Annotated in this window: 19 protein-coding genes and 1 pseudogene; 9 read left to right on the top strand and 11 right to left on the bottom strand. The window is 55.4% G+C overall.

The features are described 5' to 3' along the window. Positions 1-21 precede the first annotated feature (21 nt). Complete coding sequence (locus Q5705_14425; protein WLI75779.1) at positions 22-918, top strand: SDR family oxidoreductase; 897 nt, start codon at positions 22-24, stop codon at positions 916-918. A 58-nt stretch (positions 919-976) separates the two neighbouring features. On the opposite strand, the gene exbD is transcribed toward Q5705_14425, so the two are convergent. Together exbD and exbB are read right to left on the bottom strand one after the other, a co-directional pair. Then, the gene (exbD, locus tag Q5705_14420) at positions 977-1,402 is read right to left on the bottom strand and encodes a TonB system transport protein ExbD (GenBank protein ID WLI75778.1); all 426 of its coding nucleotides are present in this window, start codon (positions 1,400-1,402) and stop codon (positions 977-979) included. A 6-nt stretch (positions 1,403-1,408) separates the two neighbouring features. Beyond that, positions 1,409-2,140, bottom strand: coding sequence for a tol-pal system-associated acyl-CoA thioesterase (gene exbB, locus Q5705_14415; GenBank protein WLI75777.1), 732 nt, complete (start codon positions 2,138-2,140; stop codon positions 1,409-1,411). Positions 2,141-2,394: 254 nt separating this feature from the next. Between exbB and metC the strand changes: the two genes are divergently transcribed. Both metC and Q5705_14405 read left to right on the top strand, forming a co-directional pair. Then, entirely contained in the window at positions 2,395-3,582 is a 1,188-nt protein-coding gene (gene metC / locus Q5705_14410; protein ID WLI75776.1) for a cystathionine beta-lyase, read from the top strand. A 117-nt stretch (positions 3,583-3,699) separates the two neighbouring features. After that, positions 3,700-4,359 carry a DedA family protein gene (locus Q5705_14405; GenBank protein WLI75775.1) on the top strand — a complete coding sequence of 220 codons (660 nt, stop codon included), beginning with the start codon at positions 3,700-3,702 and terminating at the stop codon, positions 4,357-4,359. 35 nt (positions 4,360-4,394) lie between these two features. Here the strand turns inward: Q5705_14405 and Q5705_14400 are convergent, their stop codons facing one another. Further along, positions 4,395-5,294, bottom strand: a complete 900-nt coding sequence (locus Q5705_14400; protein WLI75774.1) for an AraC family transcriptional regulator — start codon at positions 5,292-5,294, stop codon at positions 4,395-4,397. A 195-nt stretch (positions 5,295-5,489) separates the two neighbouring features. Here Q5705_14400 and yqhD point away from each other — a divergent pair, with 195 nt between their 5' ends. Together yqhD and dkgA are read left to right on the top strand one after the other, a co-directional pair. Continuing rightward, complete coding sequence (yqhD, locus tag Q5705_14395) at positions 5,490-6,653, top strand: alcohol dehydrogenase (GenBank protein ID WLI75773.1); 1,164 nt, start codon at positions 5,490-5,492, stop codon at positions 6,651-6,653. A gap of 102 nt (positions 6,654-6,755) precedes the next feature. Further along, positions 6,756-7,583, top strand: a complete 828-nt coding sequence (gene dkgA, locus Q5705_14390; protein WLI75772.1) for a 2,5-didehydrogluconate reductase DkgA — start codon at positions 6,756-6,758, stop codon at positions 7,581-7,583. A 165-nt stretch (positions 7,584-7,748) separates the two neighbouring features. Here the strand turns inward: dkgA and Q5705_14385 are convergent. From Q5705_14385 to Q5705_14365, 5 genes and pseudogenes are all read right to left on the bottom strand, one after another. After that, positions 7,749-9,940, bottom strand: a pseudogene (locus tag Q5705_14385) (YgiQ family radical SAM protein). Between the two features lie 54 nt (positions 9,941-9,994). Continuing rightward, positions 9,995-11,407: a cell division protein FtsP gene (gene ftsP / locus Q5705_14380; protein ID WLI75771.1), complete on the bottom strand. Its 1,413-nt coding sequence runs from the start codon at positions 11,405-11,407 to the stop codon at positions 9,995-9,997. Between the two features lie 72 nt (positions 11,408-11,479). Then, complete coding sequence (locus Q5705_14375) at positions 11,480-12,217, bottom strand: 1-acylglycerol-3-phosphate O-acyltransferase (protein WLI75770.1); 738 nt, start codon at positions 12,215-12,217, stop codon at positions 11,480-11,482. Between the two features lie 221 nt (positions 12,218-12,438). Next, positions 12,439-14,697: a DNA topoisomerase IV subunit A gene (gene parC / locus Q5705_14370; protein WLI75769.1), complete on the bottom strand. Its 2,259-nt coding sequence runs from the start codon at positions 14,695-14,697 to the stop codon at positions 12,439-12,441. Positions 14,698-14,814: 117 nt separating this feature from the next. Beyond that, entirely contained in the window at positions 14,815-15,219 is a 405-nt protein-coding gene (locus Q5705_14365) for a YgiW/YdeI family stress tolerance OB fold protein (protein ID WLI75768.1), read from the bottom strand. A gap of 145 nt (positions 15,220-15,364) precedes the next feature. On the opposite strand from Q5705_14365, the gene qseB reads away from it, so the two are divergent. From qseB to Q5705_14345, 4 genes are all read left to right on the top strand, one after another. After that, positions 15,365-16,024, top strand: a complete 660-nt coding sequence (qseB, locus tag Q5705_14360; GenBank protein ID WLI75767.1) for a quorum sensing response regulator transcription factor QseB — start codon at positions 15,365-15,367, stop codon at positions 16,022-16,024. Continuing rightward, entirely contained in the window at positions 16,021-17,367 is a 1,347-nt protein-coding gene (gene qseC / locus Q5705_14355; protein WLI75766.1) for a quorum sensing histidine kinase QseC, read from the top strand. Before qseB ends, qseC begins: the two co-directional genes overlap by 4 nt. A gap of 107 nt (positions 17,368-17,474) precedes the next feature. After that, positions 17,475-18,056: an NAD(P)H-dependent oxidoreductase gene (locus Q5705_14350; GenBank protein ID WLI75765.1), complete on the top strand. Its 582-nt coding sequence runs from the start codon at positions 17,475-17,477 to the stop codon at positions 18,054-18,056. Between the two features lie 28 nt (positions 18,057-18,084). Further along, entirely contained in the window at positions 18,085-18,399 is a 315-nt protein-coding gene (locus Q5705_14345) for a putative quinol monooxygenase (protein WLI75764.1), read from the top strand. 39 nt (positions 18,400-18,438) lie between these two features. On the opposite strand, the gene Q5705_14340 is transcribed toward Q5705_14345, so the two are convergent. Genes Q5705_14340 through Q5705_14330 form a run of 3 tightly spaced genes read right to left on the bottom strand, consistent with a single transcriptional unit; the run spans position 18,439 to position 22,804 of the window. After that, positions 18,439-19,629 (bottom strand): glycoside hydrolase family 88 protein, encoded by a 1,191-nt coding sequence (locus Q5705_14340; protein WLI75763.1) that lies wholly within the window; start codon positions 19,627-19,629, stop codon positions 18,439-18,441. Between the two features lie 36 nt (positions 19,630-19,665). Beyond that, complete coding sequence (locus Q5705_14335; protein ID WLI75762.1) at positions 19,666-20,922, bottom strand: oligosaccharide MFS transporter; 1,257 nt, start codon at positions 20,920-20,922, stop codon at positions 19,666-19,668. 58 nt (positions 20,923-20,980) lie between these two features. Beyond that, entirely contained in the window at positions 20,981-22,804 is a 1,824-nt protein-coding gene (locus tag Q5705_14330) for a DUF2264 domain-containing protein (protein WLI75761.1), read from the bottom strand. Between the last annotated feature and the right edge of the window lie 108 nt (positions 22,805-22,912).

Raw genomic sequence — 22,912 nt, 5'->3', positions numbered from 1 at the left:
AACCGATAAGGAGGGTACTTAATGGCAACTAACCAGACAAAAATTCAGGATCCCACCACGCAGTACTACACCGGTGAATACCCGAAGCAGAAGCAGCCTTATCCGGGCGTACAGGCAAAAATGGATCCCGTACCGGATTGTGGCGAAAACAGCTACGTCGGTAGCGGAAGGCTGGAAGGGCGCAAAGCGCTGGTAACTGGTGGGGATTCCGGCATTGGCCGCGCAGCGGCGATTGCCTACGCCCGTGAAGGTGCGGATGTCGCCATCAACTATCTGCCCGCGGAAGAGGAAGATGCCCAGCAGGTGAAAGAGCAGATCGAGGCAGCCGGACGCAAAGCCGTGCTGATCCCAGGCGATCTGAGCGATGAATCTTTTGCCCGCTCGCTGCCGCACAAAGCCAAAGAGCAGCTTGGCGGTCTGGATGTTCTGGCGCTGGTCGCCGGCAGACAAACCGCGGTTGAAGAGATTGCGAACCTGACCACAGAACAATTCACGCAGACCTACACGCTGAACGTGTTTGCGCTGTTCTGGCTAACGCAGGAAGCCATTCCGTTATTGCCGCGCGGCGGTAGCATCATCACCACGTCGTCAATCCAGGCTTATCAGCCAAGCACACACCTGTTGGATTACGCCTCTACCAAGGCGGCCATTCTGAACTACAGCCGTGGGCTGGCAAAACAGGTGGCAGAAAAAGGCATCCGCGTGAATATCGTGGCACCGGGGCCTATCTGGACCGCGTTGCAGATTTCCGGCGGTCAGCCGCAGGAGAAACTGCCGCAGTTTGGTCAGCAAACGCCGATCAAACGTGCCGGGCAACCGGCTGAGCTGGCTCCCATCTACGTTTACCTGGCGAGCCAGGAGTCGAGCTATGTCACCGCCGAGGTGCATGGTGTGACCGGCGGCGAACATCTGGGATAAACAGGCATAAAAAAAGCTGGCGGTTATCGCCAGCTTTTTACTTTTCGTCCGCGTCGGGCTATTTCGCTGCCGCGACCTCTTCGCCCACCAGACCGATCTTCAGATAGCCCGCCTGGTGCAGGGTATCCATCACCTTCATCATTGTTTCGTAGTCCACGGTTTTGTCCGCGCGAAAGAAGATGGTGGTATCTTTTTTCCCTTCGGTTAACGCATTGAGCTGGTTAACCATCGTTTCATCCGTGACCTGATCGTTACCGATGAACATGGTGTTATCCGCTTTTACCGACAGGTAAATCGGCTTTTCCGGGCGCGGCTGCGGCTGGCTGGAAGATGCAGGCAGATTCACTTTTACATCAACCGTGGCAAGCGGCGCGGCCACCATAAAGATAATCAGCAGCACTAACATCACGTCGATAAATGGCGTGACGTTGATTTCGTGCATTTCGCCGTTATCGTCCAGGTTTTCATTAAGACGCATTGCCATGGCGTATCAACCTACCCGTAATTTCTGAGCGGTACGAACCGGCTGCGCATTGCTGGCGGCCAGGTCAAGATCGCGGCTTTGCAGCAGCAGAACCTGCGCGGCAACGTCGCCGAGGGTCGCTTTATAGCTGCCAATCATGCGGGCGAAAATGTTGTAAATCACCACCGCCGGAATTGCAGCGACCAGGCCAATCGCCGTCGCCAGCAGCGCTTCTGCAATCCCTGGTGCGACAACCGCGAGGTTGGTGGTTTGCGTCTGTGCAATACCAATAAAGCTATTCATGATGCCCCAGACGGTGCCAAACAGACCGATAAACGGGGAAATCGCACCGATGGTGGCGAGAAAACCATTCCCACGCCCCATATAACGACCGGTTGCGGCCACGCGACGCTCAAGGCGGAACCCGGTACGCTCTTTAATCCCTTCGTTGTCTTCGCTACCTGCGGATAACTCCAGTTCGTTCTGGGCTTCATTGATCAACAGTGAGCTCAGACTTCTGGCGTGGAACGTAGAGGCAATCTCTGTTGCCTGATCCAGCGAGCGGGCCTCCGCCAGCAATTGCTGTTCACGCTTAAGGCGACGCTTGAGTGAAATCATCTCAACACTTTTACTGAAGAAGAGCGCCCACGTCACAACTGACGCCAGAATCAGGCCGATCATCACGATCTTAACGACGATGTCAGCGTGCTGATACATACCCCATACGGATAGATCCGTCTGCATCAAATTATTACCCACTCTGTTTCTCCGGGATGCAAGTCACAAAAAACTGTTCATAAAAAACTATGCGCCATAATATCAAAAAGGCGTCGAATTGATAGTAGTTCTCATTAGTATTTACATAGTGCACAAAACAAAGCACTTTTTCTTTGCGTTGACGCAGTAAACACAGCCCACTGGTCGTTTTTTAGAATAATTCACCTCACCTGATGCATCGCTGCGCAATCATGGTAGTCTGGACATCCAGACGTATAAAACCAGGTTAAGCAAACATGACGGCAAAGCATCTTGATACCGCTCTGGTGAACGCAGGGCGCAGCAAAAAATACTCACTGGGGTCGGTGAACAGCGTTATCCAGCGCGCCTCTTCTTTGGTATTTGAAACGGTCGAAGCCAAAAAACACGCCACGCGCAACCGCGCCAACGGCGAGCTTTTTTATGGTCGTCGCGGCACGTTAACGCATTTCTCATTACAGGAAGCGATGTGCGAACTGGAAGGCGGCGCGGGCTGCGCATTGTTCCCTTGCGGCGCGGCGGCAGTGGCGAATACCATTCTGGCGTTTGTCGAACAAGGCGATCATGTGTTGATGACCAACACCGCCTACGAACCCACCCAGGATTTCAGTACTAAAATTCTCGCCAAACTCGGCGTCACCACCAGTTGGTTTGATCCGATGATCGGTGCAAGCATTGTCCGGCTGGTCCAGCCCAACACCAAAGTTGTGTTCCTGGAATCTCCCGGATCTATCACCATGGAAGTGCATGACGTTCCGGCGATTGTCCAGGCGGTACGCAGTGTCGCGCCGGACGCGATCATCATGATCGACAATACCTGGGCGGCGGGCATTCTGTTCAAAGCGCTGGAATTCGATATCGATATCTCGATTCAGGCGGGCACCAAGTATTTGATTGGTCATTCCGATGCGATGGTCGGCACCGCCGTGTCCAACGCTCGCTGTTGGGAACAACTGCGCGAAAACGCTTACTTAATGGGGCAAATGCTCGATGCCGACACCGCGTATATGACCAGCCGCGGGCTGCGCACGCTGGGTGTGCGTTTGCGCCAGCACCATGAAAGCAGCCTGAAAATTGCCCAATGGCTGGCCGCGCATCCGCAGGTCGCGCGGGTGAATCATCCAGCATTGCCAGGCAGCAAAGGTCACGAGTTCTGGAAGCGGGATTTTACCGGCAGCAGCGGCCTGTTCTCGTTTGTGCTGGACAAGCGGCTAAATAATGAAGAGCTGGCGAATTATCTCGACCATTTCTCGCTGTTCAGCATGGCTTACTCGTGGGGCGGCTATGAATCGTTAATCCTGGCAAACCAACCGGAACATATTGCTGCCATTCGCCCGGAAGGCGAAGTTGATTTCGACGGCACATTAATCCGATTGCACATTGGTTTAGAGAACGTTGACGATCTGATAGAGGATTTAGTGGCAGGCTTTCAGCGCATCGTGTAAACCTGAGTGACCGGGGCTGCATTTAAGAAAATTCTCCGTTTGTTGCGCCCCGGATCAAGGTGTTTTTGGCGAACTGGAGTACAATAGCCTCCTCTACGCGGTACCACAGGAAAGTCCATGGCTGTTATTCAAGATATTATTGCTGCGCTCTGGCATCACGACTTTGCTGCGCTGGCGAACCCGCATGTTGTGGGCGTTGTTTATTTAGTGATGTTTGCCACGCTCTTTTTAGAAAACGGCTTGCTTCCTGCCTCATTTTTACCCGGTGACAGCTTGTTGTTACTGGCTGGCGCACTGATTGCGCGCGGCTGCATGGACTTCGTCTCGACGATTGCGATCCTCACCTCCGCCGCCAGCCTGGGCTGCTGGCTGAGCTACATCCAGGGCCGCTGGCTTGGCAATACGCGGCTGGTGAAAAGTTGGCTGTCACAGTTGCCAATGAAATACCACGAGCGCGCCACCTATATGTTTGATCGTCACGGTTTGCTGGCGCTGCTGGCAGGGCGTTTTCTCGCCTTTATCCGCACCCTGCTGCCGACCATGGCGGGCATTTCCGGCTTGTCGAATCGCCGTTTTCAGTTCTTTAACTGGCTGAGCGCGCTGCTGTGGGTTTGCGTGGTGACCTCGCTCGGTTATGCCATCAGCATGATCCCGTTCGTCAAACGTCATGAAGATCAGGTGATGACCTTTCTGATGCTGCTGCCGGTTTTCCTGCTGGTGGTCGGCCTTATCGGCGCGGTCGCCGTGATTGTGAAGAAAAAGTACTGTAACGCCTGAATCTGTTCCCTCTTCCCGGCGGAAGAGGGTCTCTCCTACATTCCCTGCATGGTGCGAATTCTCGCCAAATCTTCCCCCGGCGTCAGGCCGAAGTAGCGCTTAAACTCCCGGCTGAACTGCGACGGGCTTTCGTATCCCACACGCATCGCCGCTGCACCAGCTTTCATTCCGTCATGCACCATCAGCATCCGTGCTTTATGCAGGCGGTAGCTTTTCAGGTATTGCAGCGGCGAGGTGCTGGTCACCGATTTGAAGTTATGGTGAAACGCCGAGACACTCATGTTGGCCTCCGCCGCCAGTTGGTCAACGCTGAGGTTTTCCGTGTACTGGCTTTCAATGCGTTTCAGCACCCGGCTGATTAAGCTGAAATGGGTCTGGCGGCTGACGAGCGCCAGCAGCGCACCGCCGCGCGGCCCGGTGAGCACGTGGTAAAGCATCTCGCGAATAATCTGTTTACCCAGAATACGCGCATCCAGCGGGCGCTCCATCACATCCAGCAACCGCTCCGCCGCGCAGAGGATCTCTTCCGATAACACCGCCGAGTTAATGCCGCTGGCGGCAACATCGGGGTGAAAATGTTCGTCTTCGCCAATATCCATCAGCAGCTCCTGCAATTGCAGGATGTCGACATTCAGGCGAATACCCGCCAGCGGCACGTCCGGCGTGGCAAAGGTTTCACACTCGAACGGCAGCGGAACCGTCAGCAGCAGATATTCATTAGTGTCGTAGCGAAAAACGCGCTCGTTGATATAGCCAATTTTATGGCCGGAGAAGAGAAAAACGATCCCTGGTTGATACATCACCGGGGTACGAGTACCGGGCTGCGTACCGTACAGCAGGCGGATATCCGGCAACAGCGCACTTAATCTATTTTCATTATCTTTCAGCTGCTTAACCTTTCTGGTCAGGTGAAGGCAAATCTCATCACGGTTCATTTATTGCCACTCCGGCAAGCGATTTCGACCGCTACAGTGTGCAAAGTTTTGTGCATTTTCTCCAGCAGCGCGGAGAAAAAGGCAAGACATCGGCAGGAATGTGCATTGAGCGTGTCCCTGCCCGCGCCCACAATAACCTTCATCTGGCGGACTTCCGCCACGGGATTTTTTCACCCATTCAGAAGGGAACGAGCAATGAATAACTTTAATCTGCATACCCCGACGCGCATTTTATTTGGCAAAGGCGCCATTGCCGACCTGCGTGCGCAAATCCCTGCTAACGCCCGCGTGCTGATCACCTACGGCGGCGGCAGCGTGAAGAAAAACGGTGTTCTCGACCAGGTTTACAGCGCGCTGCAAGGGCTGGATGTGCGCGAGTTCAGCGGCATCGAACCCAACCCGACGTATGAAACGCTGATGAAAGCGGTGCAAATTGTCCGCGATGACAACATTACGTTCCTGCTGGCGGTCGGCGGCGGTTCCGTGCTGGACGGCACCAAATTTATCGCCGCTGCGGCGCATTACGCAGACGGCGTTGATCCATGGCACATTCTGCAAACCCGCGGCAGCGAAATCAAAAGCGCCATTCCGATGGGCTCCGTCCTGACGCTGCCAGCCACTGGCTCTGAGTCCAACGCCGGTGCGGTGGTTTCCCGTAAAGCTACCGGTGATAAACAGGCCTTCCACTCCGCGTTCGTGCAGCCGGTTTTCGCGGTGCTCGATCCGGTTTACACCTACACCCTGCCCCCGCGTCAGGTGGCGAATGGCGTTGTTGACGCCTTTGTCCATACTGTAGAGCAGTACGTAACGTACCCGGTCGATGGCAAAATCCAGGATCGTTTCGCCGAAGGCATTCTGCTGACGCTGGTTGAAGAAGGCCCGAAAGCGTTGCAGGAGCCGGAAAACTACAACGTGCGCGCCAATGTAATGTGGGCGGCGACGCAGGCGCTGAACGGTTTAATTGGCGCGGGCGTGCCGCAGGATTGGGCAACCCATATGCTGGGCCACGAACTGACGGCGATGCACGGTCTTGATCATGCGCAAACCCTGGCCGTTGTGCTGCCTGCGCTGTGGAATGAGAAACGCGATACCAAACGCGAAAAACTGCTGCAATACGCAGAGCGCGTGTGGAATATCACTGAAGGCTCCGAAAGCGAACGCATTGATGCTGCGATTGCCGCTACGCGCAATTTCTTCGAGCGTATGGGCGTGCCGACGTATCTTTCCGGTTACGGCCTGGATGGCAGTTCTATTCCGGCATTGCTGGCGAAACTGGAAGAGCACGGCATGACGAAACTGGGCGAACATCAAGACATTACGCTGGATGTGAGCCGCCGCATTTACGAAGCCGCTCGCTAAGGTCTTACACAGCACAGCTTCCGTTTTTGGGTTTTTCGACCACACTTAATGCAAACCACCTTACCGGGCTCGTCCCGGTAAGCCTATTCAAAGGAGAAATGCATGACACATCCAACCGTGATTAAACTCTCTGACGGCAACCTGATGCCGCAACTGGGTCTTGGCGTGTGGAAAGCGAGCAACGAGGAAGTGGTTACCGCCATCCATAAGGCGCTGGAAGTTGGGTATCGCTCCATCGATACCGCCGCAGCCTACAAGAACGAAGACGGTGTTGGTAAAGCATTAGCCAGCGCGGGCGTGCCGCGTGAAGAGTTGTTCATTACCACGAAATTATGGAATGGCGATCAGAAACGCCCGGCTGAAGCATTGAAAGAGAGCCTCGAAAAGTTACAACTCGATTATGTCGATCTCTATTTGATGCACTGGCCGGTCCCGGCGATGGATCATTACGTTGAAGCCTGGAAAGGCATGATCGAGTTGCAAAAACAGGGGCTGATAAAAAGTATCGGCGTGTGTAATTTCCAGACTCATCATCTGCAAAAGATCATCGATGAGACCGGCGTGATCCCGGTTATCAACCAGATTGAGCTGCATCCGTTGCTGCAACAGCGTCAGTTACATGCCTGGAACGCGACGCACAAGATCCAGACCGAGTCCTGGAGCCCGCTGGCGCAGGGTGGCGAAGGCGTTTTTGATCAGAAAATTATTCGTGAACTGGCAGATAAATATGGCAAAACGCCAGCGCAAATTGTTATTCGCTGGCATCTGGATAGCGGCCTGGTGGTGATCCCGAAATCGGTCACGCCTGCGCGTATCGTCGAGAACTTCGACGTTTGGGATTTCCGCCTCGATAAAGATGAGCTGGGTGAAATCGCCAAACTGGATCAGGGTAAACGCCTGGGGCCAGACCCGGACCAGTTCAGCGGCTAAAGGCCGGATATAATCGTAGGCCGGATAAGGCGGGACGCCGCCATCCGGCATGAAGTGGCTAAACACCGCCGGATGGCGCTGACGCTTATCCGGCCTACAATTGCGGTCTATTTAGCGTACGCGGGCGGGTTTTTTCTTCGCGGGCGCGGCGTTTTTACCATTGCTGCGCTGATGCACAATCGGCGTATGTTTGGTCAACGCAGGCTGCGCATGGCGGCTCTGGCGACGCGCTTCGCGCATCTCTTCCATCGTTGGGGCCGGCACCAGGCATTCGCGGCGTGAACCAATCAGGTGTTTTTTACCCATCGCTTCCAGCGCCTGGCGCAGCATCGGCCAGTTCGCCGGATCGTGGTAACGCAGCAGCGCTTTATGCAGACGGCGCTGTTTGTCCCCTTTCGGCACCACCACCTCTTCGCTCTTGTAATCTATTTTCGACAGCGGGTTTTTGCCGGTGTAATACATCGTCGTCGAGTTAGCTAGCGGCGACGGATAGAAGTTCTGCACCTGATCGAGGCGGAAACGGTGGCGTTTCAGCCACAGCGCCAGGTTCACCATATCTTCATCACGCGTACCGGGGTGCGCGGAGATAAAGTACGGGATCAGGTACTGCTCTTTGCCCGCCTGTTTCGAATAGGTATCGAACAGTTGTTTAAAGCGATCGTAGCTGCCCATGCCGGGTTTCATCATCTTCGACAGCGGCCCTTCTTCGGTATGTTCCGGGGCAATCTTCAGATAACCGCCGACGTGGTGCGTCGCCAGCTCTTTCACATAACGCGGATCTTCTACCGCCAGATCGTAACGCACACCGGAGGCAATCAAGATTTTCTTAATGCCTTTCAAATCGCGGGCGCGGCGATAAAGATCGATGGTCGGCTGATGGTTGGTATCCATATGCGGGCAGATATCCGGGTAGACACAGGAAAGACGGCGGCAGGTTTGCTCGGCGCGTGGCGATTTGCAGCGCAGCATATACATATTGGCCGTCGGCCCACCCAGATCGGAAATTACGCCGGTAAAACCCGGTACCGTGTCGCGAATCGCTTCGATCTCGTTGATGATCGAATCTTCCGAGCGGCTCTGAATAATGCGCCCTTCATGCTCGGTAATCGAGCAGAAAGAGCAGCCGCCAAAGCAGCCGCGCATGATGTTAATCGAAAAGCGGATCATCTCGTAGGCCGGGATACGGCTGTTGCCATACGCCGGGTGCGGCACGCGTTTGTAAGGCAGCGCAAACACGCTGTCCATCTCTTCCGTTGATAGCGGAATGGCTGGCGGGTTGATCCAGATGTAACGATCGCCATGCTTTTGCAGCAGCGCACGGGCGCAGCCTGGGTTGGTTTCATGGTGCAAAATACGCGACGCGTGGGCATACAGCACTTTGTCGGCTTTCACCTTCTCGTAAGACGGCAGCAGAATATAGGTTTTTTCCCACGGTTTCGGGCGCGGCGGCTGAACCGTAACGCGTTTGGCTTCCTGCGCTTGCGGCTCTACCGGCTTGTTATCCGCGCACGGCAGATCTTCGCCGTAAGGATGGGGAATCGGGTCGATTTTGCCCGGCGTGTCGAGGCGGGTGGAATCGACACCGCTCCAGCCCGGCAAGGCTTCTTTTACGATGATCGCCGTGTTGCGCACATCGCGAATCTGCGCGATCGGCTCACCAGCGGCAAGACGGTGCGCCACTTCCACCAGCGGGCGCTCACCGTTGCCGAACATCAGCATGTCGGCTTTGGCATCAATCAGCACCGAGCGGCGCACGGTGTCAGACCAGTAATCGTAATGGGCGGTGCGGCGCAGGCTGGCTTCAATCCCGCCGAGGATCACCGGCACCTCTTTCCATGCCTCTTTACAGCGCTGGGTATAGACCAGCGTGGCGCGATCCGGGCGTTTCCCGGCGACGTTATCCGCCGTGTAGGCATCGTCATGGCGCAGCTTACGGTCGGCGGTGTAGCGGTTGATCATCGAATCCATATTCCCGGCGGTCACGCCGAAAAACAGGTTCGGTTTGCCAAGGCGCATAAAGTCGTCTTTGCTGTTCCAGTCCGGCTGAGAAATGATACCGACGCGAAAGCCCTGCGCTTCCAGCATGCGCCCGCAAATGGCCATACCGAAACTCGGGTGGTCAACGTAAGCGTCGCCGGTAACCAGAATAATGTCGCAGCTATCCCAGCCAAGTTGATCCATCTCTTCGCGCGACATCGGCAAAAATGGCGCGGGGCCGAAGCAGGCCGCCCAGTATTGGGGCCAGGAGAAAAGGTCACGATCCGGTTGGATCAGGGATATTGCGCTCATCTTGCATCCAGAATTGCTAAAAAAGTAATCAAAGGGCGGCGATTATACGCCGTAACCTGAATGGAAATACAGGAGGATTTTGCCCAGGCCTGGCAAGCGAAACGCCACCAGGCACAGGCGAGTTAAGGCGCCGGATTGACCAGCAATTGACCCACCGATCCGCGGTCGGCCATCTCCAGCGTCTGGCTTTGGTACTGAAACGGGAAATGCGCCCATGACGGCTGACCAAACCACACCAGAAGCTCAACCTGCCCGTCAATCCACACGGTATCTTTCCAGCCCCGATCTTCCGGGAACGGCAGCGCACCGTTAACGTTGCGGATCATAAACATCACGCCTTCGATATGAAACGACTGCGGCATCTCGGCGCGCACCGTCCAGCGCTCCCAGGTCCCCTGCTGCGCGGTGATGTCAATGCGCTGCGTATCCCACAACTGACCGTTAATGCCCGGATCGCTGCCCAGCGTGATATCGCGGCTGCGCGTTGGCGAACCGGCCATAATCTCAGACGGCAGCAAGCGCATCGGCAACGTATCTGTTACCAGCGGCAGCAACCCGGTGGGACGCAGGGTCAATACCAGCGTGGAGATCAATATGCTCGACGGCTCGAAGAGGCCGCGCAGCCGGTCCATAATACCCGCCGCTTCCCCGCAGGTGATCGACACTTCATCGCCGTTGGTCATATCCACCAGCACTTCGCGGCGCTCGCCGGGTGCCAGCGAGAGCTGTTTCACCGAAACCGGTGCAGGCAAGAAGCCCTGATCGCCCGCAATCACATGCAGGGCGCGGCCATCGCTCACTTGCAGCAGATAACGGCGGGAGTTGGAGGCATTCAGCAGGCGCAGGCGCACCCAGCCGCGAGAAACCTCCACAAAGGGACTTTGCGCGCCGTTAACCATCAAGGTATCTCCGACAAACCCGCCGCTACCCGGCTCGCTGTATTCCGGCGTGCCGAAATTATCCAGCCGTTTATCCTGAATAATGACCGGGAAGTCATCGACACCGTAATGGTTCGGGATCGGCAGTGATTTGCTTATCTCATCTTCCACCAGCCACATTCCCGCCAGCCCGCTATAGACCTGCTGTGCGGTGCGGTTCGGCGTATTGGCGTGATACCACAGCGTGCTGGCGCTCTGGCGAATAGGCAGCACCGGCGCCCAGTCGTTATTCGCTGTCATCATGCGCGCCGCGCCGCCCATCAGCGGGCCGGGCACCTGCAAACCACTGACGGTCATCGCCACGTTTTCTGCCAGCCGGTTGCTGTAAATCAGCTTCACATCGTCGCCATTCCAGACGCGGATCGTCGGCCCGAGGTAACGCCCGTTAATGCCTGAAATTTGCGCGCGCGTGCCGGGGGCAAAGGACCAGTGAGCACGTTGTAATGTCAAAAAGAGCGGCTGCCCGCGTCGGGACTCAAGCAGCGGAGGAATGGGCAGCGGCGGTTGCTGCCCGGCAGCATTTGCCCTCAGCGGCACCGCACTGGCACAAAGCGCAACCCCGGATGCCTGAAGAAACTGACGCCGACTGAGTGACATATTTGCTCCGTGTAACGCTGACTAAATCCGCCGAAGGTGTTCTCGCCTCCGGGTTTGCTCACTAACAAAAGGTTAAACCCGACCTGCTGCTTCACGCTGCGCAACTTCTTTGTCGAGTTCCTCAATTTTCGCCGCCATGATCTCGCGGCAATGAGTCGCCAGTTGGCGAACCTGGTCTTTACCAAACTGCGAGATATCTACCGGCGGCAGCATTTCGACAATCACCAGCCCATTGTTCAGGCGGTTGAGATTGATTTTGTTGGAGGTTGAGGAGACACACACCGGAATAATTGGCACCCCGGCGGCAATCGCCGCATGGAACGCGCCGGTTTTAAACGGCAGCAGGCCGCGACCACGGCTGCGGGTACCTTCCGGGAACATCCAGACAGAGATATTGCGTTTCTGAATCTGCTTGACGACCTGGGCGATGGTGCCGTGCGCTTTGGCGCGGTTATCCCGATCAATCAGCAAGTTACCGGCCAGCCAGTAAAGCTGTCCGAAAAAGGGGATCCACAGCAGGCTTTTTTTACCGACGGTGACCGTAGGCGGCAACACGATTTTAGACGCGGTGACCATGTCGTAGTTGTTCTGGTGGTTAGCAATATAAATGGCATTGCCGAACTGGTCGGCACCCGGCGGCAGGCGGGTTTCTACTTTCAGGCCCATCACCGTTGAGAGGCGGCCAAACAGATGGCCGAAGGTGGCAACATGTTTTGGATTTCGTGGGCTGAACAGGCAGTAAATAGATCCGAATACGCTGACCAGAATGGAATAAATAACAATGATGATTGCGCGAACAATAAATAGCATAGCGACCTCTGAAGCCCATACCCTGAGCATTATATACACGCCAGCGTAAATACGCTGAAGCTGGCTGCGCCACCAATGACCATTATCCGGTCCGGGCTTTATGTTATGCGGCCTTTAAAAAGAACGTATTGTTAATCGCAATTCGCGAATAAACAACGCCTTTACGGGAAATTTCTAAGAAATATCTCCCCACCAGAGGGGTGGGGAGAGGGTAATGAAGATTACTCTTCGCTATCGCCCGCACCCGGACGGGAAGGCGAGTCTATCTCCACGCGGTCGATTTTCTGCAAGCCCCGCATCAGCGTACCGCGGCGTCCGCGCTCGCCCTGCACTTTTTGCAGCTCTTCCGGACGCAGTTTGATTTTGCGTTTGCCGACGTGCAAGGTCAGCGTGCTTTGCGGCGGCAGGAGATAGAGATGAGCCAGCGCATCGGTGCCCTTCGCCGCATCGGCAGACGAAATGCCGATGATCTTGTTGCCTTTACCTTTCGATAACTGCGGCAGATCGCTGACCGGGAACATCAACATGCGGCCCGCAGCGGTGATCGCCAGCAGCATATCGTTGTCGTTTTCAATCTCCAGCGGCGGCATCACGCGGGAATTTTCCGGCAGGCTGATAAGCGTCTTACCGGCACGGTTACGCGCCACTAAGTCATTGAAGGTGCAGACAAAGCCGTAACCCGCATCGGAGGCCATCAGCAGCTTCTGATCTTCATTGCTCATCACCATATGCTCAACCGTGGCACCCGGCGGCAGCGTCAGCTTGCCGGTTAACGGCTCGCCCTGCCCGCGCGCGGATGGCAGCGAACTCGGATCAACGGCGTAGCTGCGCCCGGTGGTATCGATAAACACCACCGGCTGATTGCTCTTGCCTTTGGCCGAGGATTTCCAGCTATCACCGGCTTTATAGCTCAGACCCTGCGCGTCAATGTCGTGACCTTTGGCGCTACGCACCCAGCCCATTTGTGACAATACGATGGTGACCGGTTCAGACGGCAGCATATCGTGCTCGTTCATCGCTTTCGCTTCTTCGCGCTCGTGGAGCGGTGAACGGCGATCGTCGCCAAACGCGTCGGCATCGGCCTGCAACTCTTTCTTCAGCAGGGTGTTCATCTTGCGCTCAGAAGCCAGGATCGCCTGCAACTGGTCGCGCTCTTTTTCCAGATCGTGTTGCTCACCGCGAATCTTCACCTCTTCGAGTTTGGCGAGGTGGCGCAGTTTTAATTCGAGGATCGCTTCCGCCTGGGTTTCACTGATGCCAAAACGCGACATCAGCGCGGGCTTCGGTTCGTCCTCGGTGCGGATGATTTCAATCACTTCGTCAATATTGAGAAACGCCACCAGCAAACCTTCAAGGATATGCAGGCGCTTAAGCACTTTCTCCAGCCGGTGATTGAGACGGCGGCGCACTGTATCACGACGGAACGCCAGCCATTCGGTGAGGATCTCCAGCAGGTTTTTCACCGCCGGGCGACCGTCCAGACCGATCATATTCAGGTTAATGCGGTAGCTCTTTTCCAGATCGGTGGTGGCGAACAGGTGGTTCATCACCTGATCCATATCCACGCGATTGGATCGCGGCACGATCACCAGGCGGGTCGGGTTTTCATGATCCGATTCGTCGCGCAGATCATCCACCATCGGCAATTTTTTATTGCGCATCTGGCTGGCGATTTGCTCCAGCACGCGCGCACCGGAAACCTGGTGCGGCAGCGCAGTAATCACCACGGCACCGTCCTCTTTTTTCCACACCGCGCGCATACGCACCGAACCGCGACCGTTCTGGTAGATTTTGCGGATTTCCGCGCGGGAGGTAATGATTTCCGCTTCGGTGGGATAATCCGGCCCTTGTACGATATCCAGCAACTGGTCGAGGGTGGTTTTCGGCTGTTCAATCAGGGTGATGGCGGCGTTCGCCACTTCGCGCAGGTTATGCGGCGGAATATCCGTTGCCATGCCGACCGCAATACCGGTGGTGCCGTTCAGCAGGATATTCGGCAGGCGCGCAGGCAGCATTTTCGGCTCCTGCATTGTCCCGTCGAAGTTAGGCACCCAATCAACAGTGCCCTGGCCCAGTTCGCTCAGCAGTAATTCGGCGTATTTGGACAAGCGGGATTCGGTATAACGCATGGCGGCGAAGGACTTCGGATCGTCCGGCGCGCCCCAGTTTCCCTGACCATCAACCAGCGGGTAACGGTAGGAGAAGGGCTGGGCCATTAACACCATCGCTTCGTAACATGCGCTGTCGCCGTGCGGGTGGTATTTACCCAGCACGTCGCCCACGGTACGGGCGGATTTTTTGAACTTCGCGCTGGCGTTCAGCCCCAGTTCAGACATTGCGTAAACGATGCGACGCTGAACGGGTTTCAGGCCATCACCGATAAACGGCAACGCACGATCCATGATGACGTACATGGAGTAGTTCAGGTATGCGTTTTCCGTAAATTCATGCAGCGCAAGGCGCTCTGCCATATCGCTCATTAATCGTGATTCCTCAACGTATGCGCCCACCTTTGCGGCGGCAATATTGCCGCAGATACTACCTTATCTGCGGCGAGGAGTCATAGCGATGAGCGATTTTTTCACGCAGGTACGGGGTTACTGGCCGACTTTACGGATCTCTTTAACGTCGATTTCTACCGAGTTCCAGTCTTTATCCACTTCGCCCTGGATCTCCACCTTATCCTGCGGCCCAACGGACAAGCCTTTCCAGCGTTTCTGGTCGATTTCAACATTGATGGTGCCGGTCGCATCTTTGAATAAATAGGTATCGTCGGAGATGCGTTCAACAATGTTGCCGCTCAGTGACACCCAGGCATCATCGCGCAAGGATTTTGCACTTTCGACGGTGGCTTTACTGCCGTTCGGCCCGGTAAAACCCCCGCTCTGCTGGGACGCACTATGTTGCGTGGCACCCGGCCCGGTGAACCCGCCCTGATTCGCGGCAAACGCCGGCGCGGAGCAGAGTGCAATAACAGCGGTAATCGCAGCGAATTTTTTCATCTTTTCTCTCCCTTTCCTGTGGTGAGTTTCTATTAAGCCTGGCATTTCTTAACAACTTCTTAAGGGGAAAAAAGATAATTTTTCGCTGTACAAGGCCTTATGCGAGCGGGTTAACTGCCAGCAAACTACGGTGAAAGGAGGCGATATGCGTATTCTGCTGGTAGAAGATGACCCCTTAATCGGCGACGGTATTAAAGCCGGGCTGAGTAAAAAGGGGTTCTGCGTTGACTGGTTTACCGACGGCAAACTCGGCAAGGCAGCGCTGTTTGCCGCACCTTATGACGCTGTGATCCTCGACTTAACGCTGCCGGGCATTGATGGGCTGGACATTCTGCGCGGCTGGCGCGAAGAGAAGCGCACCGAGCCGGTGTTGATCCTCACCGCGCGCGACGCCATTGATCAACGCGTTGAAGGGTTGCGCCTCGGAGCGGATGATTACCTGTGTAAACCGTTTGCCCTGATTGAAGTGGCTGCCCGGCTGGAAGTACTGATTCGCCGCACGCACGGCCAGGCGCAAAGTCTGTTACGCCACGGCCGGGTGACGCTTGACCCCGTAAGCCTTGTTGCCACCTTCAATAATGAAACGCTAACCCTGAAGCCGAAAGAGTTCGCCCTGCTGGAGCTACTGCTGCGCAATGTCGGGCGCGTGCTGCCGCGTAAACTTATCGAAGAGAAACTCTATAACTGGGACGGGGATGTCTCCAGCAACGCAGTGGAAGTGCATGTGCATCATTTGCGGCGCAAACTTGGCAGCGAGTTTATCCGCACCGTCCACGGCATCGGTTACACCCTGGGAGAACCATGAAACTTACCTTCCCGCTGAGCCTGCGGCTGCGGCTTACGCTGCTGTTTCTGTTGCTCGCAACAGCAGCCTGGCTGTGCGCCAGCCTCGTTGCCTGGCAAGAGACGCGCGATAAACTCGACAAGCTATTTGATACCCAACAAATGCTGTTCGCCAAACGGCTCAGCGTGATGGAACTCAATCAGTTACAAAGCGCCGCGCCGCAAATGGGCAAAAAGAAGATTAAGCACGGGCATCTGGATGACGATGCGCTGGCGTTCGCTATCTATTCTGTCGACGGCAAATTGTTACTGCACGATGGCGAGAACGGGCGGGATATTCCGTATACGTATCGTCGGGACGGCTTTGAAGACGGCCATTTGCAGGGCGATGATGATAAATGGCGCTTTCTATGGCTCACAGCACCGGGCGGGAAATACCGTATTGTCGTGGGCCAGGAGTGGGAGTATCGCCAGGAAATGGCGCTGGAGATTATCACCTCGCAGCTCACGCCGTGGCTGGTCGCCCTGCCATTAATGCTTATCTTGTTGATCGTACTGCTCACTTTTGAGCTACGTCCGTTGAAAAAGCTGGCGCTGGCATTGCGTTCACGTGCGCCCGATGACGCCGGGCCGCTGAATACGCAAGGCGTGCCCAGCGAAGTGCGCCCGTTGGTGGATGCGCTGAATCAGCTTTTTACGCGTACGCACACCATGATGTTGCGTGAACGGCGCTTTACGTCCGATGCCGCTCATGAACTGCGCAGCCCGCTGGCGGCGCTGAAAGTGCAAACGGAAGTGGCGCAACTTTCCGATGACGATCCCGCTGCGCGTGAAAAAGCGCTGGCGCAGTTGCATGTCGGCATCGATCGCGCCACCCGGCTGGTGGATCAACTGCTGACGCTCTCCAGGCTCGATTCGCTGGACAACGTTGACGGCATCGAAACCTTTTCCCTCGATTCCCTGCTGCAATCCGCCGTGATGGATATCTACCATTGTGCTCAGCAAGCGGGTATCGACGTTCGTCTGCACCTTCATGCGCAGTCTGTCAGCCGCCAGGGGCAACCGCTGTTACTCAGCCTGTTAGTACGTAATCTGCTGGATAACGCCATTCGCTATAGCCCGCCGGGCAGCGTTGTGGATGTCACGCTGGAAGCACATTCCTTTAGCGTGCGGGATAACGGCCCGGGCGTAAGCAGCGAGGCGTTGACGCGCATTGGCGAGCGTTTCTATCGCCCGCCGGGGCAAACGGAAACCGGCAGCGGGCTGGGGCTGTCGATTGTGCAACGCATCGCCGCGCTGCACCAGATGACAGCGACTTTTGCCAATCATCCGCAGGGCGGATTTATCGCTCGCCTGAGCTGGTAACGAGGATTATTGCTTTTATCGCAAAAGTCTTTGCACGTTTTGCCAATTTCATCGCACCGCTGATATGGATAGAATCGCTGCCAAACGCTTTTATCTGAGGACAAATTATGAGCAACATTCTGATTATCAACGGTGCGAAAAAATTCGCCCACTCCAATGGCCAACTGAATGACACCCTGACCGAGGTCGCGGAAAGTTTCCTGCGCGACGCCGGACATGATGTTAAAACCGTGCGTACCGACGGTGATTACGACATCAAAGCGGAAGTTGAAAACTTCCTGTGGGCTGACACCATTATCTGGCAGATGCCGGGCTGGTGGATGGGCGCGCCGTGGACGGTGAAAAAGTATATGGATGATGTGTTTACCGAAGGTCACGGTTCCCTGTATGCCAGCGACGGTCGCACCCGTTCTGACGCCGCGAAAAAATACGGTTCTGGCGGCCTGATTCAGGGCAAAACCTATATGCTGTCGCTGACCTGGAACGCGCCGATGGACGCCTTCACCGATAAAGATCAGTTCTTCCACGGCGTCGGCGTTGACGGGGTTTACCTGCCATTCCATAAGGCTAACCAGTTCCTGGGCATGGAAGCATTGCCGACATTTATCGTTAATGACGTCATCAAAATGCCGGACGTGCCGCGTTATATTGCGGAATATCGCAAGCATCTGGCGGAAATTTTTGCTTAACTGTAGCAGGACTTAGGAGGAGTAAATCATGATTACAGTAGTAGCAGAAATCCGCACGCGTCCGGGGCAGCACCATCGCCAGGCCGTGCTTGATGAATTCGCGAAAATTGTCCCCGTTGTGCTGCAAGAGGAAGGCTGCCACGGCTATGAGCCACTGGTAGACAACGCCGCGGGCGTGAGCTTCCAGACCACCGCACCCGATTCCATCACCATGGTGGAGCGCTGGGAAAGCGTGGCGCATCTTGAAGCGCACCTGCAAACTCCGCACATGAAAGCGTGGAGCGAAGCAGTAAAAGGCGACGTACTGGAGACACATATCCGCATCCTGGAAGCGGGTCTCTGAGTAAATATCCCTCTCCTCTAAAGGAGAGGGAAAAACGCTTTACCAGTACAACTTCCAACTTTGCGAAAAGCGCGCCAGCGCCTCGACGTAAAAATAATCCCCCCAGCTACTGCACTCATCCACACCTTTATTACTCGACAGGTGATAAACCGAATGTTTGAGCAGCCCGTTTGTCGCGTCCTGTTTGCCCGCCAGATAGTGCTTACCCAGCGATGACATAATGCGCATTGCCCACTGCTGATAGTGCGCCCTGTCCGGGTCAGTCACCGGCAGGTGTTTCACCAGCTCCAGCAAACCACACACCGCAATCGCCGCAGAGGATGAATCCCGCAGCGCATCGGTTCCTACCAGCGCCAGATCCCAGTGACACACCGCATCTTCCGGCAGGCGGTTGAGAAAGTAGTTCGCCAGCCGTTTGGACAGCGCCACCATCTCTTTGTCGCCGGTGTAGATATAGCTCAACAGGAAACCGTAAATTCCCCACGCCTGGCCGCGCGACCAGCAAGAGTCATCGGCGTAACCCTGCTGCGTATTGCCGTAGCGCGGCGCACCGGTTTGCACATCCATATAGTAGGTGTGAAACGTCGAGGCATCTTCACGAATCAGGTATTTCGCCGCCTGGCGGACATGCGCTTCGGCGGCGTCGGCAAAGCGCCGATCGCCCGTTTGTTCTGTTGCCCAGTAGAGCAGCGGCAGGTTCATATTGCAGTCGATAATCATACGCCCGGCCTGTCCGGGATCGTGCAGATCGCCCCACGCCTGGATGATCCGCGCTTTTTCATGAAAGCGTTCCAGTAACGCTTCTGCCGCCAACAGCGCGAAACCGCGCGCTTCGCGATTGCCGGTCAGACGCCAGGCTGCTACGCAGGAGAGCGTGTATAAAAAGCCGAGATCGTGTGTATTGGTGTCTTCACGCCCGGCAATACGCAGGCCAAACGACCGTACATGGCGCTCGGCCAGCGCGCGAAATTGTTCATCTCCGCTCATTTCCCACGCCAGCCATAGCTGCCCGGTCCAGAAACTGGTCGTCCATTCGACATTCCCGGTGAGCGGGTAAAACCCTTTTACGCAAGTTTCCGCCGGAAATTGTTCACCGAACTCCGTTAAATGACGGCGAATCAGTTCGAGGGTATGGTTACGCGCAGAATCCAGCTCATCGTTAAACGCCTGTGCATCAATCGGCGCACCGGGGCATTCACGTAACGTTTCCTCAACGATTTTACTTAACATATGTCGGTTCCTTCTTTTACAGAAAATAAAGTGTCACTAACGCGTCGCAATATCCAGCGCCCTGGTTTGCCGCCATTTGCTCTGACAGGCCGATAAGGTAAACAGAGAGATAAAAGTAAAGGTCAGCGCAATGGTGCCCATAATAATGTAGGTATTTTCGAAACCGATGCGGTCATACAAAATCCCGGCCGGAGAAGAAACCACCACATTACCGACATACAGCATCGCCTGATAGCCTAATAAATACATGGTGGCGTTAACGCGTTTATCGAAATGCTCGGCAATATATTTAAATACCGACACCAGCAGCAGACAAATCTCCAGACCGTAAAGGGGTTTTAACACCGAAATAAGCAGATGCGAGTCGCACAGGCCGGAAATAATTAACCGCGCGCCAACCACCAGCCCGACAATTAATAACCCGCGCTTCGCACCGATAAAATTCACAAACAGCGGGATCACCATATACATGACAAATTCCATGCCGGATTGTACCGTGCCGAGATAACCAAACACGGCGTTGCCCTGGTGAACATCATCAAAGAAGGTGACGAAGTAGCGCGAGAATTGCTGTTCGGCGATAAACATCATCCACGCTACACCGGCGACATACAGGCAGAAAGCCCAGAATTTACGGTTACGTAGCAGCGCGTAAACATCCGCCGGGACGATTTTCTCCTTCGTTAAGACTTCACCGGCATGGGCGGAGTTAACGTTTACTTTCAGGCTCATCAGCACCACCAGCATGATGAGCGACGCCACGGAACCCATAATAAAGTTGTACGCCGGGGAGAGATTAAACAGCAGGCCCGAAAATGACGAGGCAACCGCCCACCCCAGCGATCCCCACATGCGGATTTGGCCGAATTCCATGCCGTTTAAACGGCTGTAACGATCGCTGTAGGATTCGCACGCCGCCACGCCTGCATACCAGGCGAAACTTAAATAGATAGCCCCAACAATGATGCCGGCCAGGGTATTGGAAATTAATAAGGGTTGATAAACATAAATAAAGAACGGTGCCATTAATGCGGACATGATGACGACAAAGTAGAGCAAATATTTGCTCATGCCGATTTTGTCCAGAATATAGCCATAGACAGGTTTGAGGATCACCGAGAATATCCCGTTCACCGCAAATACCGTACCAATAACGGCCCCACTGAGGTTGGCTTTTTGCCCCAGCCAAATAGCCAGCAAACCAATACTCGCAGACCAGGTGAAAAAGTAGAGGAAGATAAAGGTGCTTATTTTGTAATACTCAGTTTTATTATTGATGGCTGTCTTTTCCATACTATCCTCGACGAAAGCATGTAGGGTTCAGAGTGTATTGCCCGGCCAGAGCCGGGGATCAAAAGGCAATAAGGATGTTGTTTTTCTGCCCCGGTTGAGAAATCACCAGCGCGTGGTCTTCTATTTGCAATTCAGGTAATAACGGATTAAATGCGCGTTCGCTGACGGCGGCCTGCACCGCACACGCCAGCCACTGCCTGCCGGGGGCAATCTCCCCACGCAGCAGCGGAATGGAGGCGCACGGGGAAAACATGATGCTGCTGTTGGGTGGAGTGACCACGCTGTCTGCTTCACGCGGCGCGTCAGAAAGCAGGTTGAAAATGGCGCTGACGCCGTTTTCCGCCACTACCACGCTACCGCCTGATGCCACACGATGCGGCGCTTTCAGCACGGCGAAACCGCCTTCGACGCTCTGCAAATGACGGGCGGAATCAATGCAATGCACACGCAGATGCCACTCACCGCAAGGAATAAGCCAGGTGGCGATATGCACGTCATGCCACGGCGACCAGCGAGAGAAAATCGCCTGCTCGCTGACCACCACGTCCTCACACTCCCGGCGGCCACGAAAGTAGTTATCGCCCTCGCTGAGTAGCAGCATCGAATCACAGGCAGCATGTTTAATCCCGTAACGCCCGCGCTCAATGGTGAAACCAAACCGGCTGGAGTAAGCAAATTTGGTGTATTTCGCCTCGGTATTAACGTAGTTATTCAGCTCAAGCTGACCGGACGTGAGCATCCAGACATGCCGTGATTCATCGCTGTGCACGATAATTTGCCCGGCGGGCGGAATGACCCGCTGCGCGGCCAGCGCGGGCAATGGCAACTCTTTTGCCTGCCAGAACGCATCGGTTTCCGGCAATGCGAGGATCAAAAAGACTTTTAGCGCCCAGTACGGCGAGCCAGGCGAGTTGTAGTCTTCGCACATCGCCAGGTTCGGATAGGCAAAGCCGAGCGTCAGGATGCCGTCGCGATCGAAAATCGGCTGTTGCAACCACCAACGCAGATGGCGCAGGACAATGCCTTTCACGACGCCCGATGAGAACACCGGCAGGCCAGCAAAGGCCACGGCGCTCCAGAAAGCAACCATCGCGAAGCGGTACGTCAGGCTGCGGCCAAACGGCACGGATTCGCCCTCCGCCGCCGACATATAGATAAAGTCCTGCGCAAACAGGCTTGCCCGTTCACGAATAATCGCCGCGCGTTCGGTATCCTCACCGTTCAGCGTGGCGTAGATCAGGCCGTAAAAATGAAACGCCATCGAGATGTAGTAATCTTTTGGCCGCGCAGGGCCGTCTGAATACCAGCCGTCGCCCAGATAGTAGGCATCCATCATCATAAAGCGGCGTTCAATCGCGGTGGCATCCCAGGGTAATCCGGCGCGTTTAAAACCTAACTGCACCATGATGGCGAAAAAGTTCCAGTTGCTGTCGGGCATCTGCGCATCGGTAATTTGATTGAGCCACTGATGCAGGTTCTGCGTTTCACGTTCGGTGAAGCTCGCCGTCAATTTATCGCCCAGTAACGCCAACCCGAGGCCATAGGCCGCCATCTCCACCAGCCGCTGATCGTAGGGGCCGGTATCTCCCCAATAACCGCTGTCTTGCAGATCGGTGCCGCGTTTGATGGCCGCCAGGTATTTAGGGCTGAACACTTCGGGGTCGCCGCCTGCCATCAGCGGAAACAGCCCCCATAAGGCGCGGGATAAGCCTTCCATTTCGGCAATGTCATCGCTGTAATGCGCGCTGGTCGCCCCCAGGGAAAATTGCGAGGCTCCGTCAGGAAACTGCTTGTCGAGCGCGCCGAGCATCGTCGTCAATGCGTCGACCACATCGTTACGGGATGACAATGGATTTGATGTTTTCTCGTGCGCAGCCAGCATAGCGTTTCCTCCTGAATGGTGTGGCAGAAGGATAGTTAATGAACAAGAACGGGAAATGTTACCTTTGTCACACCGCTGGAAGTTGCCTGAACCAATAATTGAGGAAAT

Source organism: Kosakonia sp. H02 (assembly GCA_030704225.1).
Taxonomy (GTDB): domain Bacteria; phylum Pseudomonadota; class Gammaproteobacteria; order Enterobacterales; family Enterobacteriaceae; genus Kosakonia.
The sequence above is the reverse complement of the archived record's forward strand: the minus strand, read 5'-3'. Positions and strand labels throughout refer to the sequence as shown.

Excerpts from the sequence above, each read along its gene's own strand:
- Q5705_14425 (WLI75779.1), top strand. The coding sequence starts at position 22 with ATGGCAACTAACCAGACAAAAATTCAGGATCCCACCACGCAGTACTAC.
- exbD (WLI75778.1), bottom strand. The coding sequence starts at position 1,402 with ATGGCAATGCGTCTTAATGAAAACCTGGACGATAACGGCGAAATGCAC.
- metC (WLI75776.1), top strand. The coding sequence starts at position 2,395 with ATGACGGCAAAGCATCTTGATACCGCTCTGGTGAACGCAGGGCGCAGC.
- Q5705_14405 (WLI75775.1), top strand. The coding sequence starts at position 3,700 with ATGGCTGTTATTCAAGATATTATTGCTGCGCTCTGGCATCACGACTTT.
- Q5705_14400 (WLI75774.1), bottom strand. The coding sequence starts at position 5,294 with ATGAACCGTGATGAGATTTGCCTTCACCTGACCAGAAAGGTTAAGCAG.
- yqhD (WLI75773.1), top strand. The coding sequence starts at position 5,490 with ATGAATAACTTTAATCTGCATACCCCGACGCGCATTTTATTTGGCAAA.
- dkgA (WLI75772.1), top strand. The coding sequence starts at position 6,756 with ATGACACATCCAACCGTGATTAAACTCTCTGACGGCAACCTGATGCCG.
- ftsP (WLI75771.1), bottom strand. The coding sequence starts at position 11,407 with ATGTCACTCAGTCGGCGTCAGTTTCTTCAGGCATCCGGGGTTGCGCTT.
- Q5705_14375 (WLI75770.1), bottom strand. The coding sequence starts at position 12,217 with ATGCTATTTATTGTTCGCGCAATCATCATTGTTATTTATTCCATTCTG.
- parC (WLI75769.1), bottom strand. The coding sequence starts at position 14,697 with ATGAGCGATATGGCAGAGCGCCTTGCGCTGCATGAATTTACGGAAAAC.
- Q5705_14365 (WLI75768.1), bottom strand. The coding sequence starts at position 15,219 with ATGAAAAAATTCGCTGCGATTACCGCTGTTATTGCACTCTGCTCCGCG.
- qseB (WLI75767.1), top strand. The coding sequence starts at position 15,365 with ATGCGTATTCTGCTGGTAGAAGATGACCCCTTAATCGGCGACGGTATT.
- qseC (WLI75766.1), top strand. The coding sequence starts at position 16,021 with ATGAAACTTACCTTCCCGCTGAGCCTGCGGCTGCGGCTTACGCTGCTG.
- Q5705_14350 (WLI75765.1), top strand. The coding sequence starts at position 17,475 with ATGAGCAACATTCTGATTATCAACGGTGCGAAAAAATTCGCCCACTCC.
- Q5705_14345 (WLI75764.1), top strand. The coding sequence starts at position 18,085 with ATGATTACAGTAGTAGCAGAAATCCGCACGCGTCCGGGGCAGCACCAT.
- Q5705_14340 (WLI75763.1), bottom strand. The coding sequence starts at position 19,629 with ATGTTAAGTAAAATCGTTGAGGAAACGTTACGTGAATGCCCCGGTGCG.
- Q5705_14335 (WLI75762.1), bottom strand. The coding sequence starts at position 20,922 with ATGGAAAAGACAGCCATCAATAATAAAACTGAGTATTACAAAATAAGC.
- Q5705_14330 (WLI75761.1), bottom strand. The coding sequence starts at position 22,804 with ATGCTGGCTGCGCACGAGAAAACATCAAATCCATTGTCATCCCGTAAC.